The organism is Aeromicrobium sp. Leaf245 (assembly GCF_942548115.1).
Lineage (GTDB): Bacteria > Actinomycetota > Actinomycetes > Propionibacteriales > Nocardioidaceae > Aeromicrobium.
Genome location: NZ_OW824151.1, coordinates 604,952 through 621,215 on the forward strand (window position 1 = coordinate 604,952; position 16,264 = coordinate 621,215).

The window sequence follows — 16,264 nt, forward strand, 5'->3', positions numbered from 1 at the left end:
AGACGACGAGAGGGCGCCCGCGTGGTGCGGGCGCCCTCTCGGCTGGGATCGGTCGTGCGTCAGGCCTTGGGCTCGTCCTCGCCCTGGGGCTCCTCGTCCTTGGCCGCGTCGGTGGCCGCGGTCGAGACGTCCGTGCCCGACGGGTTCGCGTCGCTCAGCGGCGCGACGTCGTCGGACTCCGGGTCGGCGTTCGGCGCGTCCTCGACGGCGACGACCTCCGACGGTGCCTCGTTCTTGGCCGCGCCGGTTCCGTCGGTGTCGGCCTTGGCCTCCACGTCGGTGGCGTCGGCCTCCTCCTCGCGCGCGCCGCCGTCGACGGGCTCGTCCTCGGCGGGTGCGGGCTCGTCGTCGGTGGCCGGGCTGGCCTCGTCGTCGCCCCCAGCACCATCGCTCGGGACGGTCTCGACCTCGGGGTCGGTGGTGTCGCCGGGCTCGGGCTCCGGGTCGGGCTCGGGGGCACCGTCGGAGGAGGTGGTGGACTCGGCCTTTGGCTCGTCCCCACCCTCCTCGGCCTTGTCGTCGGTGGCCGGGCTGGCCTCGTCGTCGCCCCCAGCACCATCGCTCGGGACGGTCTCGACCTCGGGGTCGGTGGTGTCGCCGGGCTCGGGCTCCGGGTCGGGCTCGGGGGCACCGTCGGAGGAGGTGGTGGACTCGGCCTTTGGCTCGTCCCCACCCTCCTCGGCCTTGTCGTCGGTGGCGGGCTTGGCCGGCTGCGGCGGGGCGTCGACCTGGACGGGCTCGTCCTTCTCGGTCTCGGACTCCTCACCGTCGGTGTCGGCCTTGGCCTGGACGTCGCCTGCGGCGTCGGCCTCCTCCTCGCGGGCCCCCTGCTCGACCACACCGCCGTCGACGGGCTCGTCCTCGGCGGGTGCGGGCTCGTCGTCGGTGGCCGGGCTGGCCTCGTCGTCGCCCCCAGCACCATCGCTCGGGACGGTCTCGACCTCGGGGTCGGTGGTGTCGCCGGGCTCGGGCTCCGGGTCGGGCTCGGGGGCACCGTCGGACGAGGTGGTGGACTCGGCCTTCGGCTCGTCCCCACCCTCCTCGGCCTTGCCGTCGGTGGCGGGCTTGGCCGGCTGCGGCGGGGCGTCGACCTGGACGGGCTCGTCCTTCTCGGTCTCGGCCTCGTCACCGTCGGCGCCGGTCTCGTCGGCCTTCGACGTCTCGGCGGCGGGCGCCTCGTCGGGCGTCGCGTCCCCGGACTCGTCGCTCTCGGTCGAGGCCTTCGCGTCGTCCGCCTCGGCCTCGTCCGCCTCGACCTCGTCCGCACCGGGCGCCTGGCCGGCGTCGCCGGAGGTGTCGGCGGCTCGACCCTGGTCGTCGACGTCCATGTTGTGCTTGGCGGCGACCTCGGCGTCCTCCTCGCGCGACGTCGTGGCGGGCTCGTCCTGCGGCTCGTCGTCGGGGACGTCGGTCCCCTCGGGCTCCTCGTGGGCGTCCGCGGCCGGCGCGGCGTCTTCGGTGTCGCTGATCGAGGCGTCGTCGGCCTGGTCGGTCGCGTCGGGCTCGGCGTCCGTGGCCTGGTCGGAGGACCCGGCCGCCGCGGCCGCGGCGGTGGCCGCCTCGGCCTCGTCGACGACGTCGGCGGACTCCTCGGCCGTCGGCTCGGGAGCCCGCTTCACGGCGGCGAGCAGCATCTGCGCGACGTCGAGGACCTCGACCTCCTCGCGGGCCTCGCCGGCCGCCTGCTGGGCGGTCAGGCCGTCCGACAGCATGACGCGGCAGAACGGGCAGCCCACGGCGATCTGGTCGGCACCGGTGGCCACGGCCTCCTGCGTGCGGTTCACGTTGATCCGCGACCCGAGGTTCTCCTCCATCCACATGCGCGCGCCACCGGCGCCGCAGCAGAAGGAGCGCTCGGAGTTGCGCGGCATCTCGGCGAACTTCGCGCCGGGGATGACGCTGAGCAGCTCGCGCGGCGCCTCGTAGACCTGGTTGTGACGGCCGAGGAAGCAGGGGTCGTGGTAGGTGATCGTCTTCTCGGGCTCGGCCGCGGCGGCACCGGCCTTGCCGGCCACCGGCGTCAACCTGCCCTCGCGCACGAGGCGGTTGAGCAGCTGCGTGTGGTGCACGACCTCGAGCTCGACGCCGAACTCGGCGTACTCGTTCTTGAGCGAGTTGAAGCAGTGGGCGCAGGTGGAGACGACCTTCTTGGCCTTGGTCTCCTTGAGCACCTCGGCGTTCTCCATGGCCAGCTGCATGAAGACGATCTCGTTGCCGGCTCGACGCGCGGGGTCGCCGGTGCAGGTCTCGCCGTCACCGAGGACGGCGAAGTCGACGCCGGCGGTGTTCAGCAGCTCGGCCACGGCCTGCGTGGTCTTCTTGGCGCGGTCCTCGAAGGCGCCGGCGCAGCCGACCCAGAACAGCCACTCGACCTCGTCGAGGCTCTCCACGTCCACGCCGACCTGCTTGACCTCGAAGTCGAGGTCCTTGGCCCAGTCCATGCGGTGCTTGGGGTTCATGCCCCACGGGTTCCCCTTGCGCTCCAGGCCCTTGAAGATGTTGTTGAGCTCGGCGGGGAAGTTGGACTCCACGAGCACCTGGAAGCGGCGCATGTCGTCGATGTGGTCGACGTGCTCGATGTCGACGGGGCACTGCTGCACGCACGCGCCGCAGTTGGTGCACGACCACAGGACGTCGGGGTCGATGACGCCGTACATCTCCTCGTCGCCGATGAGCGGACGCTCGACCTCCTTCTGCTGCTCCTCGGTGCGCTCGTCCTCGGGGATCGCCAGGGCGGGGATCTTGGCGTAGGCGTGCTCGCGCAGGCCCATGACCAGGAGCTTGGGGCTGAGCGGCTTCTCGGTGTTCCAGGCGGGGCACTGGCTCTGGCAGCGACCGCACTCGGTGCAGGTCGTGAAGTCGAGCAGGCCCTTCCAGGAGAAGTCCTCGACCTTGCCGACGCCGAGCTTCTCGAAGTCCTCCTCCTCGAGGTCCTCCATGGCCTCCATGTCGAGGGCCTTGCCGTTGATGCGGATGGGCTCGAGGCCGCCGAGGGCCGTGCCACCGTCGGACTCGCGCTTGAACCAGATGTTCGGCCAGGCGGTGAAGCGGTGCCAGGCGATGCCCATCGTCAGGTTGGTGGAGATGACGAGCAGCCAGATCATCGCCGAGGTCACCTTGATCATCGCGATGACGACGATGATGTTCTCGAGGGTGTCGATGTTCTCGGCGCCGGTCGGGTAGAGGTTGCCGAAGAACTGGGCGATCGGGAAGTGGAAGCCGGTGGCGTACTCGGCGTCCTCGCCGCCGCGGGCCTGCAGCAGGTTGTACTCGGCGCCGCGGATGAACAGGATCGCGGCGCTCTCGAGGAACACCATGAACTCGACGAAGTAGGCCTGACCCATCCGCGAGCCGAAGAACCGGCTCTGGCGCTGGAGGCGCTTGGGGTGCTTGACCTGGCGGTAGACCGCCAGCGGGATGATCGCGAGCGCGCCGAGCAGGCCGATGGCCTCGCTGATCCACTCGTAGAGGAAGAAGTGGCCGATGATCGGCCAGACGAACTCCGGGTCGAACAGCTGGAAGAACGCCTGGGCGACGGCCGTCGCGAGCACCAGGAACGCGAGGTAGACGAACCAGTGCAGGGCACCGATCCAGCTCCACTGGAGCATGCGCGTGTGGAGGAACGTCTCCTTGAGCATGTTCACCGTGCGCGCGGCGGGGTCGTCCGTGCGGCCTGGTGCCGGGCCACCGGCACGGATGACGGCGGTCATCCGGCGCACGGCGACGACCGTGACGGGGATCGTGATGGCCGTGACGGCCAACGAGACGATGATCGCGACGAGCTGCATGGAGCCTCAATCCTTGGGGCGACGACCGTGACAGTTGGGCTGACAGTAGCCCCTCGCGAGCGGGTCCGCGGGGTAAGGCCACCCAAAGGTCGTGCAGGTCAGCGGTCGGTTACCGGTGGGTAGGTAAAGGCTATCCCGGGCGGCGCCGCCTTGTCCTGTCGGCGTGGTGTGAGTCGTTCGTCATCGATCGCGCGGGACGAGCGGGATCGCGACGAGTGGGAAGAGGGCCACGAGCGCGAACGCCCACCCGTAGCCCAGCCCGGCCACGGTGAGCCCGACGACCGGCGGGACGGCCGCGCTGACCAGGTACTGGCCGGTGTTCTGGACGCCCAGCGCCTTGCCCGACCACCACGGCCCGGCCCGCTCGGCCACGGCGGTGAAGGCCAGGCCGTTGTCGGCGACGGTCACGACCGTGGCCACGACGATGAGAACGACGGCCAGGGGCGTCGGCTCGAGCACGCCGAGCGCCAGCATCGTCAGCGCCGCCCCGACCGCGACGATCCGCATGGGTCCCATGCGACTGCCCACCCGGTCGGACCACCAGCCCACCCCGATGCGGCCGGCAGAGCCGAGCAGCTGGGTGGACGCCACGAGCACACCGGCTGCGCCGGCGGCCCAGCCGCGCTCGTCGATGAGCCAGACGAGCATGTAGGTCCACACGGTGAACTGCGGGACGACCAGCAGGGCCGACGCGGCGTGGATGCGCACGAGCGTGACGTCGCCCCGGTAGGGGCTGCCCGTCTCGCCTGCGTCGTCGGCGTCGGCGCGGGACCCTCGTGGTGGATCGACCACCAGCAGGGCGCAGGCCACGAGGACCACCGCGTTGAGAGCGGCGATGCACAGCAGCGTCGTGCGCAGGTCGGTGGCCTGCACCGTCGTCGGAACGAAGACCGCCGCGGCCCCGACCCCGAGCGGGAGCGCGGTCTGGCGCACCCCCATGGCGGTGCCGCGGCGCTCGGCCGGGAACCAGCCCACCACGAGTCGACCGCTGGCGGCGTTGGAGCTGGCCACGCCCACGCCGGCGACGAACCAGCACGCCGCCAGGGCGGGGTAGCCGTCCACGAACGCGGCGGCGACGGTGCCGCCGGTCGTGACCACCAGACCGAGCGTGAGGGTCAGTCGCTCACCCCACCGGTCGACGACGACGCCCCACGCCACGAGCGAGACGGTGGTGCCGAGCAGCGAGGCGGACGCCAGCGCGCCGGCCTGCGGGAGGGGGAGTCCCCGCTCGAGGTGCAGGTAGGGGATGAGGAAGACGGCGGCGTTCGCGGCCACCGTCCCCGACGCCTGCGCGAGCATGCCGACCGCGAGCATCAACCAGCGGTTCGGGGTGGTCACCGGACCATGGTCCGCCCGCGCCGACCGGTGCCGGCAGGGGGGTCAGGCCAGGGCGCCGACGTGGGCGAGGGCCTGCCGGACGAGCATCCCGCGCCCGCCCTCCATCTCGTCGAGGACGGCCGGGTCGAGGGCCTGCTCGGGCGTCATCCAGCTGAGCTCGAGGGCGTCCTGGCGCGGGTTGCACTCACCCGTGACCGGCACGACGTACACGAGCGCCACCGCGTGCTGGCGGGGGTCGTGCAGGGGCGTGACACCCGGCAGCGGGAAGTACTCGGCCACCGTGAACGGCACGATCGACGCCGACAGCTGCGGGAAGGCGGTGGGGCCGAGGTCCTTCTCGAGGTTGCGCAGCAGCGCGTCGCGCACCGACTCGCCGTGGGTGACGCGTCCGGAGACGAAGGTGCGCGTCATGGCCCCGGTGGTGGGTGAACCACGCAGCAGCAGACCCAGGTGCTCGACCTGGCCGTGGGCGTCCACCCGGACGGGGATCCCCTCGACGTAGAGGATCGGCACGCGCGAGCGGGTCTCGTCGAGCGCGATCTCGGAGAGCCAGCCGGGATTGGGGTCAGGGGTGCGGACGGACGCCATGGCCTCATCCTCCCCCACGCGTGGGCGTCAGCCGTGCCGCCCCGGCGGGACGGCCCCTCGTCAGGAGCTCGACGCGGTGGTGGAGGCCGCGATGCTGGCCGTCATCGCGGCGGTCATGGCGGCCTGGGCGTCCTGGATCGCCTTGCGGACGCCCTCGCTGGCCCAGTCGCCGTCGGCGACGACCTTGGCCCGCGTCTTCGCGGCCTTCCTCTCCCGCTTCTCCACCACGAGCCCGAGCTGGTCGGCGGCCAGGAGCAGGCCGACGAGCGGACCCGTGACCTGGTCGGCCGGCTGGTCGTGCAGGAGCACCTGCCGCATCGCGCCGACGAGCTGGTCGCGTCGTGCGACGTCGACGAGCTCGTACCGCTCCAGCCGGATGCCCAGCACGCGGCGCTGCTCGTCCCGCACGAGCCCGTCGGCCTCCAGGGACGCGAGCACGGCCTTGCGCTGCTTCTTGCCCAGGCGGGTCACGATCGCCTTCGGCGCCTGGTGGCCCTTCTGCCAGACGCGCTCGAAGGCGGCCTGCAGGTCGGGATCGTCCACGGGCGTGCGGTCGGCGACGGCCACGCGGGCCTTCCGTCCCGTGCCCACGAGCTCGAGGCGACCGAGCAGCACGAGGTCGATGAGTGCCGCGCCACCGAGCGCGGGCTCGGCGGCCATCGACGGCAGCCGCACCTTGCCCGACTCCGGGTCGAGCGCCACGAGCAGGAGGTCGCGAGCCACGGTCATGCCTCGAGCGTAGGCCGACCTGCGACCGACGTCACCCCGCCCTACGGTCGAGGGATGGACCCGTCGGACGACGCCACCACCCCTGACCACACGGCCCTCGACCCGCGGGCCGTGGAGCTGGCGCAGGACCTGCTGGACGACGCCCGCGAGGGTCGCACCGAGCGGTTGGTGCAGCACCTCGACGCGGGCGTCCCGGTCGAGCTCACCGATGCCTCGGGCAACACGCTGCTCATGCTCGCGGCCTACCACGGGCATGCGGTGACGGTGGCCGCGCTCACCGCCCGCGGCGCCGTCGTCGACGCGCTGAACGACCGCGGCCAGAGCCCGCTGGCCGGTGCGGTGTTCAAGGGCGAGGACGCGGTGGTGCGGGTCCTGCTCGAGGCCGGCGCCGACCCGGACGCCGGTCACCCGACGGCCCGCGAGACCGCGGCGATGTTCGGACGCGAGGACCTCCTGGCCTGACCCCGGCTCGCGGCCCGGACGGGCTGGGCGCGGTGGCCCGTGGGCGGCTAGGCTGGCACCACCACGACAGGGGAGCGCCGCCGCAGAGGGCGCTGAGAGTGCGGATCAGCCGCAGACCCTTGAACCTGCTCCGGTTAGCACCGGCGAAGGGAGTCACGATGAGTTCTGCATCCACGCGTACACCGACCGAGGGTCGGGCACGTCTGTCCTATCGCACCATCGACCTCGTCACGATCGCGTCGCTCGGTGTCGCGTTCGGGGTCATCTTCTGGGCCTGGGGGAAGCTCTACGGCCTCCTCGACCTGGCCGCGACGATCGGCTACCCGCCGGCCGGCGCGCTGCTCGGCGGCGGCTGGCTCCTCGCCGGGGTCGTCGGCGGGCTGGTCATCCGCAGGCCGGGTGCCGCGTTCGGCACCGAGGTGGTGGCCGCCGCGATCTCGATGTTCGTGCTCGGCGGCACCGAGTGGGGCTTCACCGTCCTGCTCTCGGGCCTCGTGCAGGGCGCCGGCGCCGAGCTGGGCTTCGCCCTCGGTCGCTACCGCCGGTGGGGTCTCGGCGTGGCCGTCCTCGCGGGCGTGCTGTCGGCCGTGTTCGCCTCCGTCTACGAGTGGAACTTCTACTACGTCGACTGGGGCCTCGCCTACAAGGTCGCCCACCTCGGCTTCTTCGCCGTGTCGGGAGCGGTCGTCGCCGGTCTGCTCGGCTGGATGCTCGTCCGCTCGCTCGCGGGCACCGGGGCGCTCGACTCCTTCGGCGCCGGTCGCGACGCCGCCGGAGAGGGCGTGCAGGCCTGACCGCCCTGACCACCACCCGACCCGTCGAGGTCCGCCTCGACGGGTTCGGGTGGCGGCCGGTGGGTCACGCCCGACCCGTCGTGGCCGACCTCGACCTGCACGTCCCAGCGGGCCAGCGGGTGCTGCTCGCGGGCCCGAGCGGCGCCGGGAAGTCGACCCTCCTGCTGGCGCTTGCCGGTGCGCTGGGCGAGTCCGTGCCCGGGGACCTCTCGGGATCGGTCCGCGCCGAGGGCGTGCGGGGGCTCGTGACGCAGCAGCCCGGCGACGCCGTGGTGTCGGCCCGCGTGGGCCGCGACGTCGCCTTCGGGCCCGAGAACCTCGGTCTCGACCACGACGAGACGTGGCGCCGGGTCGACGCGGCGCTCGACGCGGTCGGACTGGCCTACGGTCGTGAGCACCCCACCGACGCGCTCTCCGGGGGAGAGACCCAACGTCTGGCCCTGGCCGGCGCCCTCGCCCTGCGCCCCGGTCTGCTGCTGCTCGACGAGCCGACCTCGATGCTCGACGAGGTCTCGGCCGCCGAGGTCCGACGGGCGGTCACCGACGCCGTGGCGTCGACGGGTGCGACGCTCGTGGTGGTGGAGCACCGCATCGGGCCCTGGCTCGACCTCGTGGACCGGGTGGTCGTCCTCGGCCGTGACGGTGGCGTGCTCGCCGACACGGATCCGACCACCTTCGTGGCCGCGCACCGTGAGTCCCTCGGCGCGGTCGGGGTCTGGATGCCCGGGCTCGCGGCTCCAGTCCCGGTGCTCCCGGACCGGGGGCTGGTGGCGCCGGACGACGACGCGGTGCCGCTCGACGTCGAGCGGCTCACGGTCGAGCTGGTGCGTCGCTCGTGGCGCGGCACCACCCGCACCCGCGCCCTCGACGACGTCGGCCTGCGCCTGGTCGACGGCGCCGCGCACGCCGTCGTCGGTCCGTCGGGGGCGGGCAAGTCCACGCTGCTCGCGGCGTGCGCCGGTCTGCAGGCCCCCACCTCGGGAGCGGTCGAGCGCGCGGGGGAGCCACTGCACCGGATGCGGTCGTCGGCACTGGCCGCCGTCTCGGGCTGGGTGCCGCAGGTCCCCGAGCACGGCCTGCTCACCACCACGGTGCGCGAGGAGGTCGCCTTCACGGCGGGTCGTCTCGGCCGATCCGTCGACGTCGACGCCGTGCTGGAGCACCTCGGGCTCGGTGCCCATGCGGACCGGAACCCCTACCGGCTCTCCGGTGGTGAGCAGCGACGGCTCGCCCTCGCCGCCGCGCTGGCGCACCGGCCAGGCTCGGTGCTGCTCGACGAGCCGACCGTCGGCCAGGACCGGCTCACCTGGGCGACCGTGGCCGGCTGGTGGCGTGCCGCCGCGGACGCCGGGGCCGTCGCGGCAGCCGCCAGCCACGACGCCGACCTCGTGGCGCTCGCCGACCGGGTCCACCGGCTCGACGGAGGGCGGCTCGCATGACGACCCGGCACACCGTTCCCACCGGTCGACGGTCGCTCCTGCTGCACGTGAACCCGCTGGCGCTTGCCGTGGTGGGCGTCGCTGCCGTGCCCGGGTCGCTCGCCGTGCGGACGCTGCCGATCGCCCTGGTGACCGTGGCGGTCTACGCCGTCGTGCTCCTGCTGGTGGTCCCGTCGGTGCGGTACACGCTGCTGTGCCTGGCGCTCGCGGCCTTCGCGGGCCTCACGGTCGCCTACTCCACGTGGCGTCTCGGCGGGCACGACGAGACGCTGGCCCTCACCGCGGGCCTGCGCATCGTGGTGCTCGCCTGGCCGGGCGCCGTGGTGGCGGTGTTCGTCGACCCGGCCCGGCTCGGCGACCACCTGGCGCAGAACCTCCGGCTGCCGGCGCGGCCCGTGGTGGCGGTGACGTCGGCGCTGCAGCAGGCCGCCGGTCTGCTGGTCACCTGGCAGCAGCTCGTGCGAGCGCGCCGGGCCCGGGGCGCGGGACCGGCCGGTGGCCCGGTCGCCCGCTCCCGATACGGCGGCGGCCTGGTCTTCGCCCTGCTCGTCTCCTCGTTGCGCGGTGCGTCGCGCCAGTCCATCGCCCTGGACGCGCGCGGCTTCGCGTCGGCCCACGGCCGGTCGTGGGCCGAGCCGGCGCCGTGGACCCGGCTCGACGTGGCCGTCGCGGTCGGGGGAGCCATGCTCGCGGCCGTCCCGGTGGTGCTCCTGGTGGCGGTCTAGCCAGGACCTGGGTCACGCACTAGGGTGCGAACTAAGCAAGCGCTTAGCCCGACGTCACTTCCGGAGGTACCCCCATGGTCCGCGTGTTCGACAGTCTCGACGCCTTCAAGGCAGCCGCTGGGGAGGAGCTCGGCACCAGCGACTGGGTCACCGTCACCCAGGAGCAGATCAACACGTTCGCCGACGCCACCGGCGACCACCAGTGGATCCACGTCGACCCCGAGCGTGCCGCATCGGGCCCGTTCGGCGGCACCATCGCGCACGGCTACCTCACGCTCTCGTTGCTGCCGGTCTTCGTCGAGCAGATCTACTCGATCCAGGGCCTGGCGTTCGGCATGAACTACGGCGCCAACAAGGTGCGCTTCCCCGCCCCGGTCCCGGTCGACTCACGGCTGCGGGCCACCGCCACCCTCGTCGAGACCCGCGACATCCCGATCGGCACCCAGGGCATCGTCAACGTGGTCGTCGAGCGCGAGGGCTCCGACAAGCCGGTGTGCATCGCCGAGGTCATCTACGTGATGGCCGGTGCCTGAGATGCACTTCGCCTTCGACGAGACCACCACCGAGCTCATCCAGAAGCTCGAGACCTTCATGGACGAGAAGGTCTACCCCGCCGAGCACGAGGCCGAGCAGCAGATCAAGGCCCTGTACGACGAGGACCGCTGGGACCCGCCGGCCGTGCTCGACGGCCTCAAGGCCGAGGCGCGCGAGCGCGGTCTGTGGAACTTCTTCCTCGCCGGCCACCCGGAGGAGGGCGGTCTGACGAACCTGCAGTACGCCCCGCTCGCGGAGATCACCGGCCGGTCCATCCAGCTGGCTCCGGCGGCCATCAACTGCGCCGCGCCCGACACGGGCAACATGGAGGTGCTGACGATGTTCGGCACCGCCGAGCAGAAGGAGCAGTGGCTGAAGCCGCTGCTCGCCGGCGAGATCCGGTCCGCGTTCGCCATGACCGAGCCCGACGTGGCCTCGTCGGACGCCACCAACATCGAGCTGTCGATCGTGCGTGACGGCGACGAGTACGTCATCAACGGCCGCAAGTGGTGGATCACCGGCGCGATGAACCCGAACTGCCAGGTCTTCATCGTCATGGGCAAGACCGACACGTCGGCCGAGCGCCACCGCCAGCAGTCGATGATCCTCGTCCCTCGCGACACCCCCGGGCTCGAGGTCGTGCGCGGCATGCACGTGTTCGGCTTCCACGACCGCGACCACGGCGGCCACGCCGAGCTGAGGTTCACCGACGTCCGCGTGCCCGCCACGAACCTCATCGGCGGCGAGGGCGAGGGCTTCGCCATCGCCCAGGCGCGCCTGGGGCCCGGCCGCATCCACCACTGCATGCGCTCGATCGGCCTGGCCGAGCGTGCGGTCGAGCTCATGTGCGAGCGTGCGCTCAGCCGCACGACCTTCGGCAAGCCGATCGCCCAGCAGGGTGTGGTCCAGGACTGGATCGCCGAGTCGCGCGTCAAGCTGGAGCAGCTGCGTCTGCTGACCCTCAAGACCGCCTGGCTCATGGACACCGTGGGCAACCGCGGCGCCCACAAGGAGATCCAGGCGATCAAGATCGCCACCCCGCAGACGGTGGAGTGGATCCTCGACAAGGCCATCCAGGTGCACGGCGCCGGTGGGCTGAGCCAGGACTTCCCGCTCGCGGAGATGTTCGCCGGGATCCGCACCCTGCGCTTCGCCGACGGACCCGACGAGGTGCACAAGGCCTCGCTCGCCCGCGCCGAGCTGAAGAAGTACGCGGCACGATGAGGACTGCTCGATGAGGATCGAGGGAGCGTCGGCGGTCGTCACGGGCGCGGCCGGCGGCATCGGCCTGGCCGTCGCGCGGGCCCTGCTCGAGCGTGGTGCGGGTTCGGTCGTGCTGGCCGACCTCGACGGCGACCGGCTCGACGCCGCCGCCGACGCCCTGGCCGACGAGCTCGGTGACCGGGTCCACCGCCGCGCTGCCGATGTGACGAGCGAGATCGGTGTCGACGCGGTGCTGCAGAGCGCCCCGACGCCGGTCGACCTCTACGTCGCCAACGCGGGCGTGTTCCGCGGCTTCGGCCTCGAGGCCTCCCCGGAGGACTGGGCCGCGTCGTGGGACGTCAACGTCATGGGCCACGTCGCCGCCGCCCGGGCACTGGTGCCCGGGTGGGTCGAGGGCGCGACCGCCGAGAGCGGACCGGCGGGGTGCTTCGTGAGCGTCGCGTCGGCCGCGGGCCTGCTCACCCAGCTGGGCTCGCCGACCTACTCGGTGACCAAGCACGCGGCCGTCGGCTTCGCCGAGTGGCTCGCCGCCACCTACGGCGACCGCGGCGTGCAGGTCACCTGCGCGTGCCCCATGGGAGTCCGCACGGCCATGCTCGAGTCGGGCGAGACGAGCGACGACCCCGACGCAACCCTCGGGATGCGCGCGGTCACGTCGGCCGGCAACGCGCTCGAGCCGGCCGAGGTCGCGGCGACGATCCTCGACGCCGTCGAGGCAGGTCGCTTCCAGGCCCTGCCCCACCCCGACGTCGCCACCATGTGGGCGCAGAAGGCCGCCGACCCCGACCGCTGGATCTCCGGCATGCAGCGCTACCGCCGCCACCTCGAGGCCTGACCCGTCCCAGCGATTCCCATCAGGTGATGGGAATCGCGAGCACACCATGGTTCTCTGCCACTCACCTCGGCGTGCCCGCCGGGGTGAGTGGGTGAGAACCATGGTGGGTGCGTGGCCAGTACCCGCCACAGGTCGAGCCGGAGAGTCGCTCGGTAGGGTCGCGGCCATGAAGATCGGACCCGGCCTCGTGGTGCCCGCCCTCGCCGAGCTCGTGCTGCTCGCCCTCTACGTGACCGACGTGCTGGGCGACGCCGCATGGCCCGACGGCTTCGTCGTGCCCGGTCGCGTGGTCGTGGTCGTCGCCGCCGTCGTCATCGCCGGGATCTGCTACCAGGCGTGGGCGAGCGTGACCTCGCAACAGCGGACCCCCCTCGTGCACGCCTCGGCCGGCGCGTCGCTGATCGGCGGCGCGGCCCTCGCCTCCGCGGTCACCGCTGCCGAGGCCGGTCGGATCTTCGGCGCCCCCGCCCTGGCCACGCTCGGGACGGCCGCGCTCGTGGCCGCCGTGGTGTGCCACCAGCTGTCGTCGGCACGCCGCTCCCTGTCCTGAGCCACGCACGCACGACGACGGGCCCCGACCGCCATGGTCGGGGCCCGTCGTGGTGCGTGTGTCGTGCCGTGCGTCAGACGCCGATCTCGCGGCCGTCCTTGCGCCACACCACGGCCACCGAGGGACGCGGGACCGACGAGCCGCCGTCGGGCCAGTGCGACGCCGGGGCGTCCGCCGACGCGCCGTCCTTCTCGCCCGGGTGCTGGACGCAGACGAGCACGCGGTGCCTCTGCACCACCGGCCCGCAGGTCTCGGCGCCGAGCGGGACGGTGAGGAACTGGCGGGTCAGGCCACGGTCGCGACCCTCCACCGCCACGCCGAACAGCCCGTCGTTCGAGCCGAGCGCGTTGCCGTCCGTGGAGACCCAGAGGTTGCCGTGCCGGTCGAACGTCACGTTGTCCGGGCAGGAGATCGGCGAGACCTGGCTCTTGTCGTAGCCGCCGAAGTACGTGGCCGGGTCGTTCGGGTCGCCGCAGACCAGCAGCAGGCTCCACGCGAACCGGGTGGCACCGCTGTCGTTGCGGTGCTCCGTCAGCTCGAGCACGTGGCCGTTCTTGTTGGCGTTGCGCGGGTTTGCCTCGTCGGCACCGGCCTTGCCCGCGGCACCCCGGTTCGAGTTGTTGGTCAGGGCCACGTAGACCTTGCCGCTCACGGGGCTCGGCTCCACGTCCTCGGGGCGATCCATCTTGGTGGCGCCCGCGACGTCGGCGGCCTGCCGGGTGAACAGCAGCACCTCCTCGGCCGTGAAGCCCTTCACGAACGACTTCGTGCCGCTCACGAGCGGGATCCAGGTGCCGGAGCCGTCGAACTCGCCGTCCTTCGGGAGCGTGCCCGTGCCGTCGATCTGCGACGTGGGGGAGTCGCCGGTCAGCTTCGCGACGTAGAGGGTGCCGTGGTCGAGCAGCGTGTCGTTGTGTCGCTTGGCCGACGCGGACCGCCCCTTCTTCATGCGGTCGCGCGAGACGAACTTGTACAGGTAGTCGAAGCGCTCGTCGTCGCCCATGTAGACGGCGACCCGTCCGTCCTTCGTGATGCGGGGCTGGGCGGCCTCGTGCTTGAACCGGCCCAGGGCGGTGCGCTTGCGCGGGACGGCGCGGGGGTCGTACGGGTCGACCTCGACGATCCAGCCGAAGCGGTTGACCTCGTTGGGCTCCTTCGCGAGGTCGAAGCGGTCGTCGAACTTCTCCCACTGGCGCTCGCTCGCGGTGCCGGCGACGCCGTAGCGGGCGAGCCGCGCCGCGGTCGTCGGGTCGGTCACCGTGGCGGCGTTGGCGAAGTACTGGTTGAAGTTCTCCTCGGCCGTCAGCCACGTGCCCCAAGGCGTGGTGCCGCCGGCGCAGTTGTTGAGGGTGCCGAGCACGGTGCGACCACGCGGGTCGGCCTTCGTGCGGACGAGCGGGTGGCCGGCCACGGGACCGGTGAGCCGGAACTCGGTCTGGGTGTGGAAGCGGCGGTTGAGCTGGTGCCCGACGACCGGCTCCAGCGACCCGTTGCGGGTCTCCCGGACCGCCACCACGGACAGCCCGTGGGCGGCCCACGACGTCTCGACCTGCTCGCGCGTCGGGTTGGCCGGGTCGTAGCCGGGGTACATGAGCTCCTCGCTCGTGTACTCGTGGTTGGCGACCAGCAGCTGCGTGCCGCGCGACAGCGGCAGGAGCGCGAGGAAGTCGTTGTTGAAGCCGAACTGGCGACGCTGAGCGGCGGCGCTCTGCCGGTCGACCGACCAGCGCGGGGAGTCCTTGAACAGCGGGTCGCCCCAGCGGATCACGACGTCCTGGCGGTAGCCGGAGGGGATGGTGATCGCGTCGGCGGTGTTGGGGGCGACGGGGTCGAAGCGCAGGCCGTACGGACCCTTGCCCTTGGGGGCGGGGCCGGGCTTGCCCTTGGGGCCCTTGGTGGCGGGGGCCGTGGGCACGGCGGCGGCCGGCCCTGCGAACGCCGCCGTGGCGGCCGTGGCGGCGCCGATCACGGCACCGGCGCGCAGCACGCCGCGGCGGCTGGCCGCACGAGCCATCACGTCGGCGAACGTCTCGTTGTCCGACGTGTTGGGCGCGTCGTGGGCGCAGGCGTCGCCGCAGCGGTAGCGGCAGGTGAGGGCGGCGCGTCCGGACGCGCAGGGCGCCTCGGGCGGGCAGGTTCCGGCGGCACCCTCGGTGGGGAGGGTCACGACGGGGAGCAAGGGGCGTTCGGGCGTGATCGTCACGGAAGTCCTCCAGAGCGGGGGAGCGTCGGGCCGCCCCCCTTCGACGCCATGACGGTAGGAGCGCCGCCGGACGTCGACGTGGACCCTGGGTGAACAGGAGGTGACGGTACTCAGGGCCCGGGCCCGTGGCCGGGCGGACTACGCTCGATCCCATGGCGATCGAGCTCCGCACCCCCGACCAGGTCGACGAGATGCGTGCGGCCGGGCGCTTCGTCGGCGAGGTCCTCACGGCCCTCGTGGACGCCGCCGACGTGGGGGTCGACCTGCTCGACCTCGACGCGCTCGCGCACCGCATGATCCGCGAGCGTGGAGCCGAGTCCTGCTACATCGACTACGCGCCCTCGTTCGGTCGCGGGCCCTTCGGCAAGGTCGTGTGCACGTCGGTCAACGACGCGGTCCTGCACGGGCTGCCGCACCGCTACCGGCTGCGCGACGGCGACCTGGTCACGTTCGACTTCGCGGTCTCGGTCGACGGCTGGGTCGGTGACTCCGCCGTGAGCGTCGTGGTCGGCACCCCGCGCGAGGAGGACCTGGCGCTCATCGCCGCCACCGAGGAGGCCCTCGAGGCGGGCATCGGGGCCGCGCGCGCCGGCAACCGGCTGGGTGACATCAGCGCCGCCATCGGCGACGTCGCGCGTTCCCACGGACTCAAGGTCAACACCCAGTTCGGCGGCCACAGCGTCGGCCGCACCATGCACGGCGACCTCCACCTGCCCAACGACGGCCGGGCGGGGCGCGGCGTGAGGCTCGACCCGGGGCTGGTCATCGCGATCGAGCCGTGGTTCCTGCAGACCACCGACGAGATCGTCATGGACCCCGACGGCTGGACCATCCGCAGCGCCGACGGCTCCCGCGGAGCCCACAGCGAGCACACCATCGCGGTCACCGAGGGCGACCCGATCATCCTCACCGCACGCGACTGACGAGGCGCGTCCGGGCTCGCACCGGGGACTGGTGCGTTCGCCCCAGTGCGCCACAAGGCCCTCCGAGCATGTGACTTTGGTCCTACGCTAACGGCGGGAGTGTAGGTCGAGGGAGCTTGGGAGGGCCCCGCG

General features: G+C 72.7%; 14 protein-coding genes and 1 riboswitch. Of the genes, 9 read left to right on the forward strand and 5 right to left on the reverse strand.

What is annotated here, in order from left to right; all coding sequences use genetic code 11:
* Nucleotides 1–59 precede the first annotated feature (59 nt).
* From NBW76_RS02995 to NBW76_RS03010, 4 genes are all read right to left on the reverse strand, one after another.
* Nucleotides 60–3,788, reverse strand: a complete 3,729-nt coding sequence (locus tag NBW76_RS02995) for a heterodisulfide reductase-related iron-sulfur binding cluster (RefSeq protein ID WP_250246812.1) — start codon at nt 3,786–3,788, stop codon at nt 60–62.
* Between the two features lie 180 nt (nt 3,789–3,968).
* Nucleotides 3,969–5,126, reverse strand: a complete 1,158-nt coding sequence (locus NBW76_RS03000) for an MFS transporter (protein ID WP_235493067.1) — start codon at nt 5,124–5,126, stop codon at nt 3,969–3,971.
* Between the two features lie 42 nt (nt 5,127–5,168).
* The gene (locus NBW76_RS03005; RefSeq protein WP_055962753.1) at nt 5,169–5,714 is read right to left on the reverse strand and encodes an NUDIX hydrolase family protein; all 546 of its coding nucleotides are present in this window, start codon (nt 5,712–5,714) and stop codon (nt 5,169–5,171) included.
* A gap of 60 nt (nt 5,715–5,774) precedes the next feature.
* Nucleotides 5,775–6,443: a GPP34 family phosphoprotein gene (locus NBW76_RS03010; RefSeq protein WP_056556639.1), complete on the reverse strand. Its 669-nt coding sequence runs from the start codon at nt 6,441–6,443 to the stop codon at nt 5,775–5,777.
* A gap of 54 nt (nt 6,444–6,497) precedes the next feature.
* On the opposite strand from NBW76_RS03010, the gene NBW76_RS03015 reads away from it, so the two are divergent.
* The 8 genes from NBW76_RS03015 to NBW76_RS03050 all read left to right on the forward strand — a co-directional run bounded on the left by NBW76_RS03015 (nt 6,498) and on the right by NBW76_RS03050 (nt 13,006).
* Entirely contained in the window at nt 6,498–6,905 is a 408-nt protein-coding gene (locus NBW76_RS03015; protein ID WP_056556634.1) for an ankyrin repeat domain-containing protein, read from the forward strand.
* Between the two features lie 58 nt (nt 6,906–6,963).
* A riboswitch (TPP riboswitch) is annotated at nt 6,964–7,074 on the forward strand.
* A complete protein-coding gene (locus NBW76_RS03020) occupies nt 7,064–7,699 on the forward strand; it encodes an ECF transporter S component (RefSeq protein WP_055962763.1) in 636 nt (211 codons plus the stop codon). Its footprint overlaps the riboswitch before it by 11 nt.
* 59 nt (nt 7,700–7,758) lie before the next feature.
* Nucleotides 7,759–9,138 carry an ATP-binding cassette domain-containing protein gene (locus tag NBW76_RS03025; protein WP_056556631.1) on the forward strand — a complete coding sequence of 460 codons (1,380 nt, stop codon included), beginning with the start codon at nt 7,759–7,761 and terminating at the stop codon, nt 9,136–9,138.
* The gene (locus tag NBW76_RS03030; RefSeq protein ID WP_056556628.1) at nt 9,135–9,863 is read left to right on the forward strand and encodes an energy-coupling factor transporter transmembrane protein EcfT; all 729 of its coding nucleotides are present in this window, start codon (nt 9,135–9,137) and stop codon (nt 9,861–9,863) included. The genes NBW76_RS03025 and NBW76_RS03030 overlap by 4 nt, the downstream gene beginning before the upstream one ends.
* Before the next feature lie 74 nt (nt 9,864–9,937).
* Nucleotides 9,938–10,396: a MaoC family dehydratase gene (locus NBW76_RS03035; protein WP_055962769.1), complete on the forward strand. Its 459-nt coding sequence runs from the start codon at nt 9,938–9,940 to the stop codon at nt 10,394–10,396.
* A 1-nt stretch (nt 10,397) separates the two neighbouring features.
* Nucleotides 10,398–11,621 (forward strand): acyl-CoA dehydrogenase family protein, encoded by a 1,224-nt coding sequence (locus NBW76_RS03040; protein ID WP_055962772.1) that lies wholly within the window; start codon nt 10,398–10,400, stop codon nt 11,619–11,621.
* A gap of 10 nt (nt 11,622–11,631) precedes the next feature.
* On the forward strand, nt 11,632–12,456 hold the full coding sequence (locus NBW76_RS03045) for an SDR family oxidoreductase (protein ID WP_056556624.1): 825 nt from the start codon (nt 11,632–11,634) through the stop codon (nt 12,454–12,456).
* Between the two features lie 166 nt (nt 12,457–12,622).
* Nucleotides 12,623–13,006 carry a hypothetical protein gene (locus tag NBW76_RS03050; RefSeq protein WP_055962780.1) on the forward strand — a complete coding sequence of 128 codons (384 nt, stop codon included), beginning with the start codon at nt 12,623–12,625 and terminating at the stop codon, nt 13,004–13,006.
* A 73-nt stretch (nt 13,007–13,079) separates the two neighbouring features.
* Here the strand turns inward: NBW76_RS03050 and NBW76_RS03055 are convergent, their stop codons facing one another.
* Nucleotides 13,080–15,173: a PhoX family phosphatase gene (locus NBW76_RS03055; protein WP_056557223.1), complete on the reverse strand. Its 2,094-nt coding sequence runs from the start codon at nt 15,171–15,173 to the stop codon at nt 13,080–13,082.
* A 188-nt stretch (nt 15,174–15,361) separates the two neighbouring features.
* Here NBW76_RS03055 and map point away from each other — a divergent pair, with 188 nt between their 5' ends.
* Nucleotides 15,362–16,132 (forward strand): type I methionyl aminopeptidase, encoded by a 771-nt coding sequence (map, locus tag NBW76_RS03060; protein ID WP_056556620.1) that lies wholly within the window; start codon nt 15,362–15,364, stop codon nt 16,130–16,132.
* The last annotated feature ends 132 nt before the right edge of the window (nt 16,133–16,264 follow it).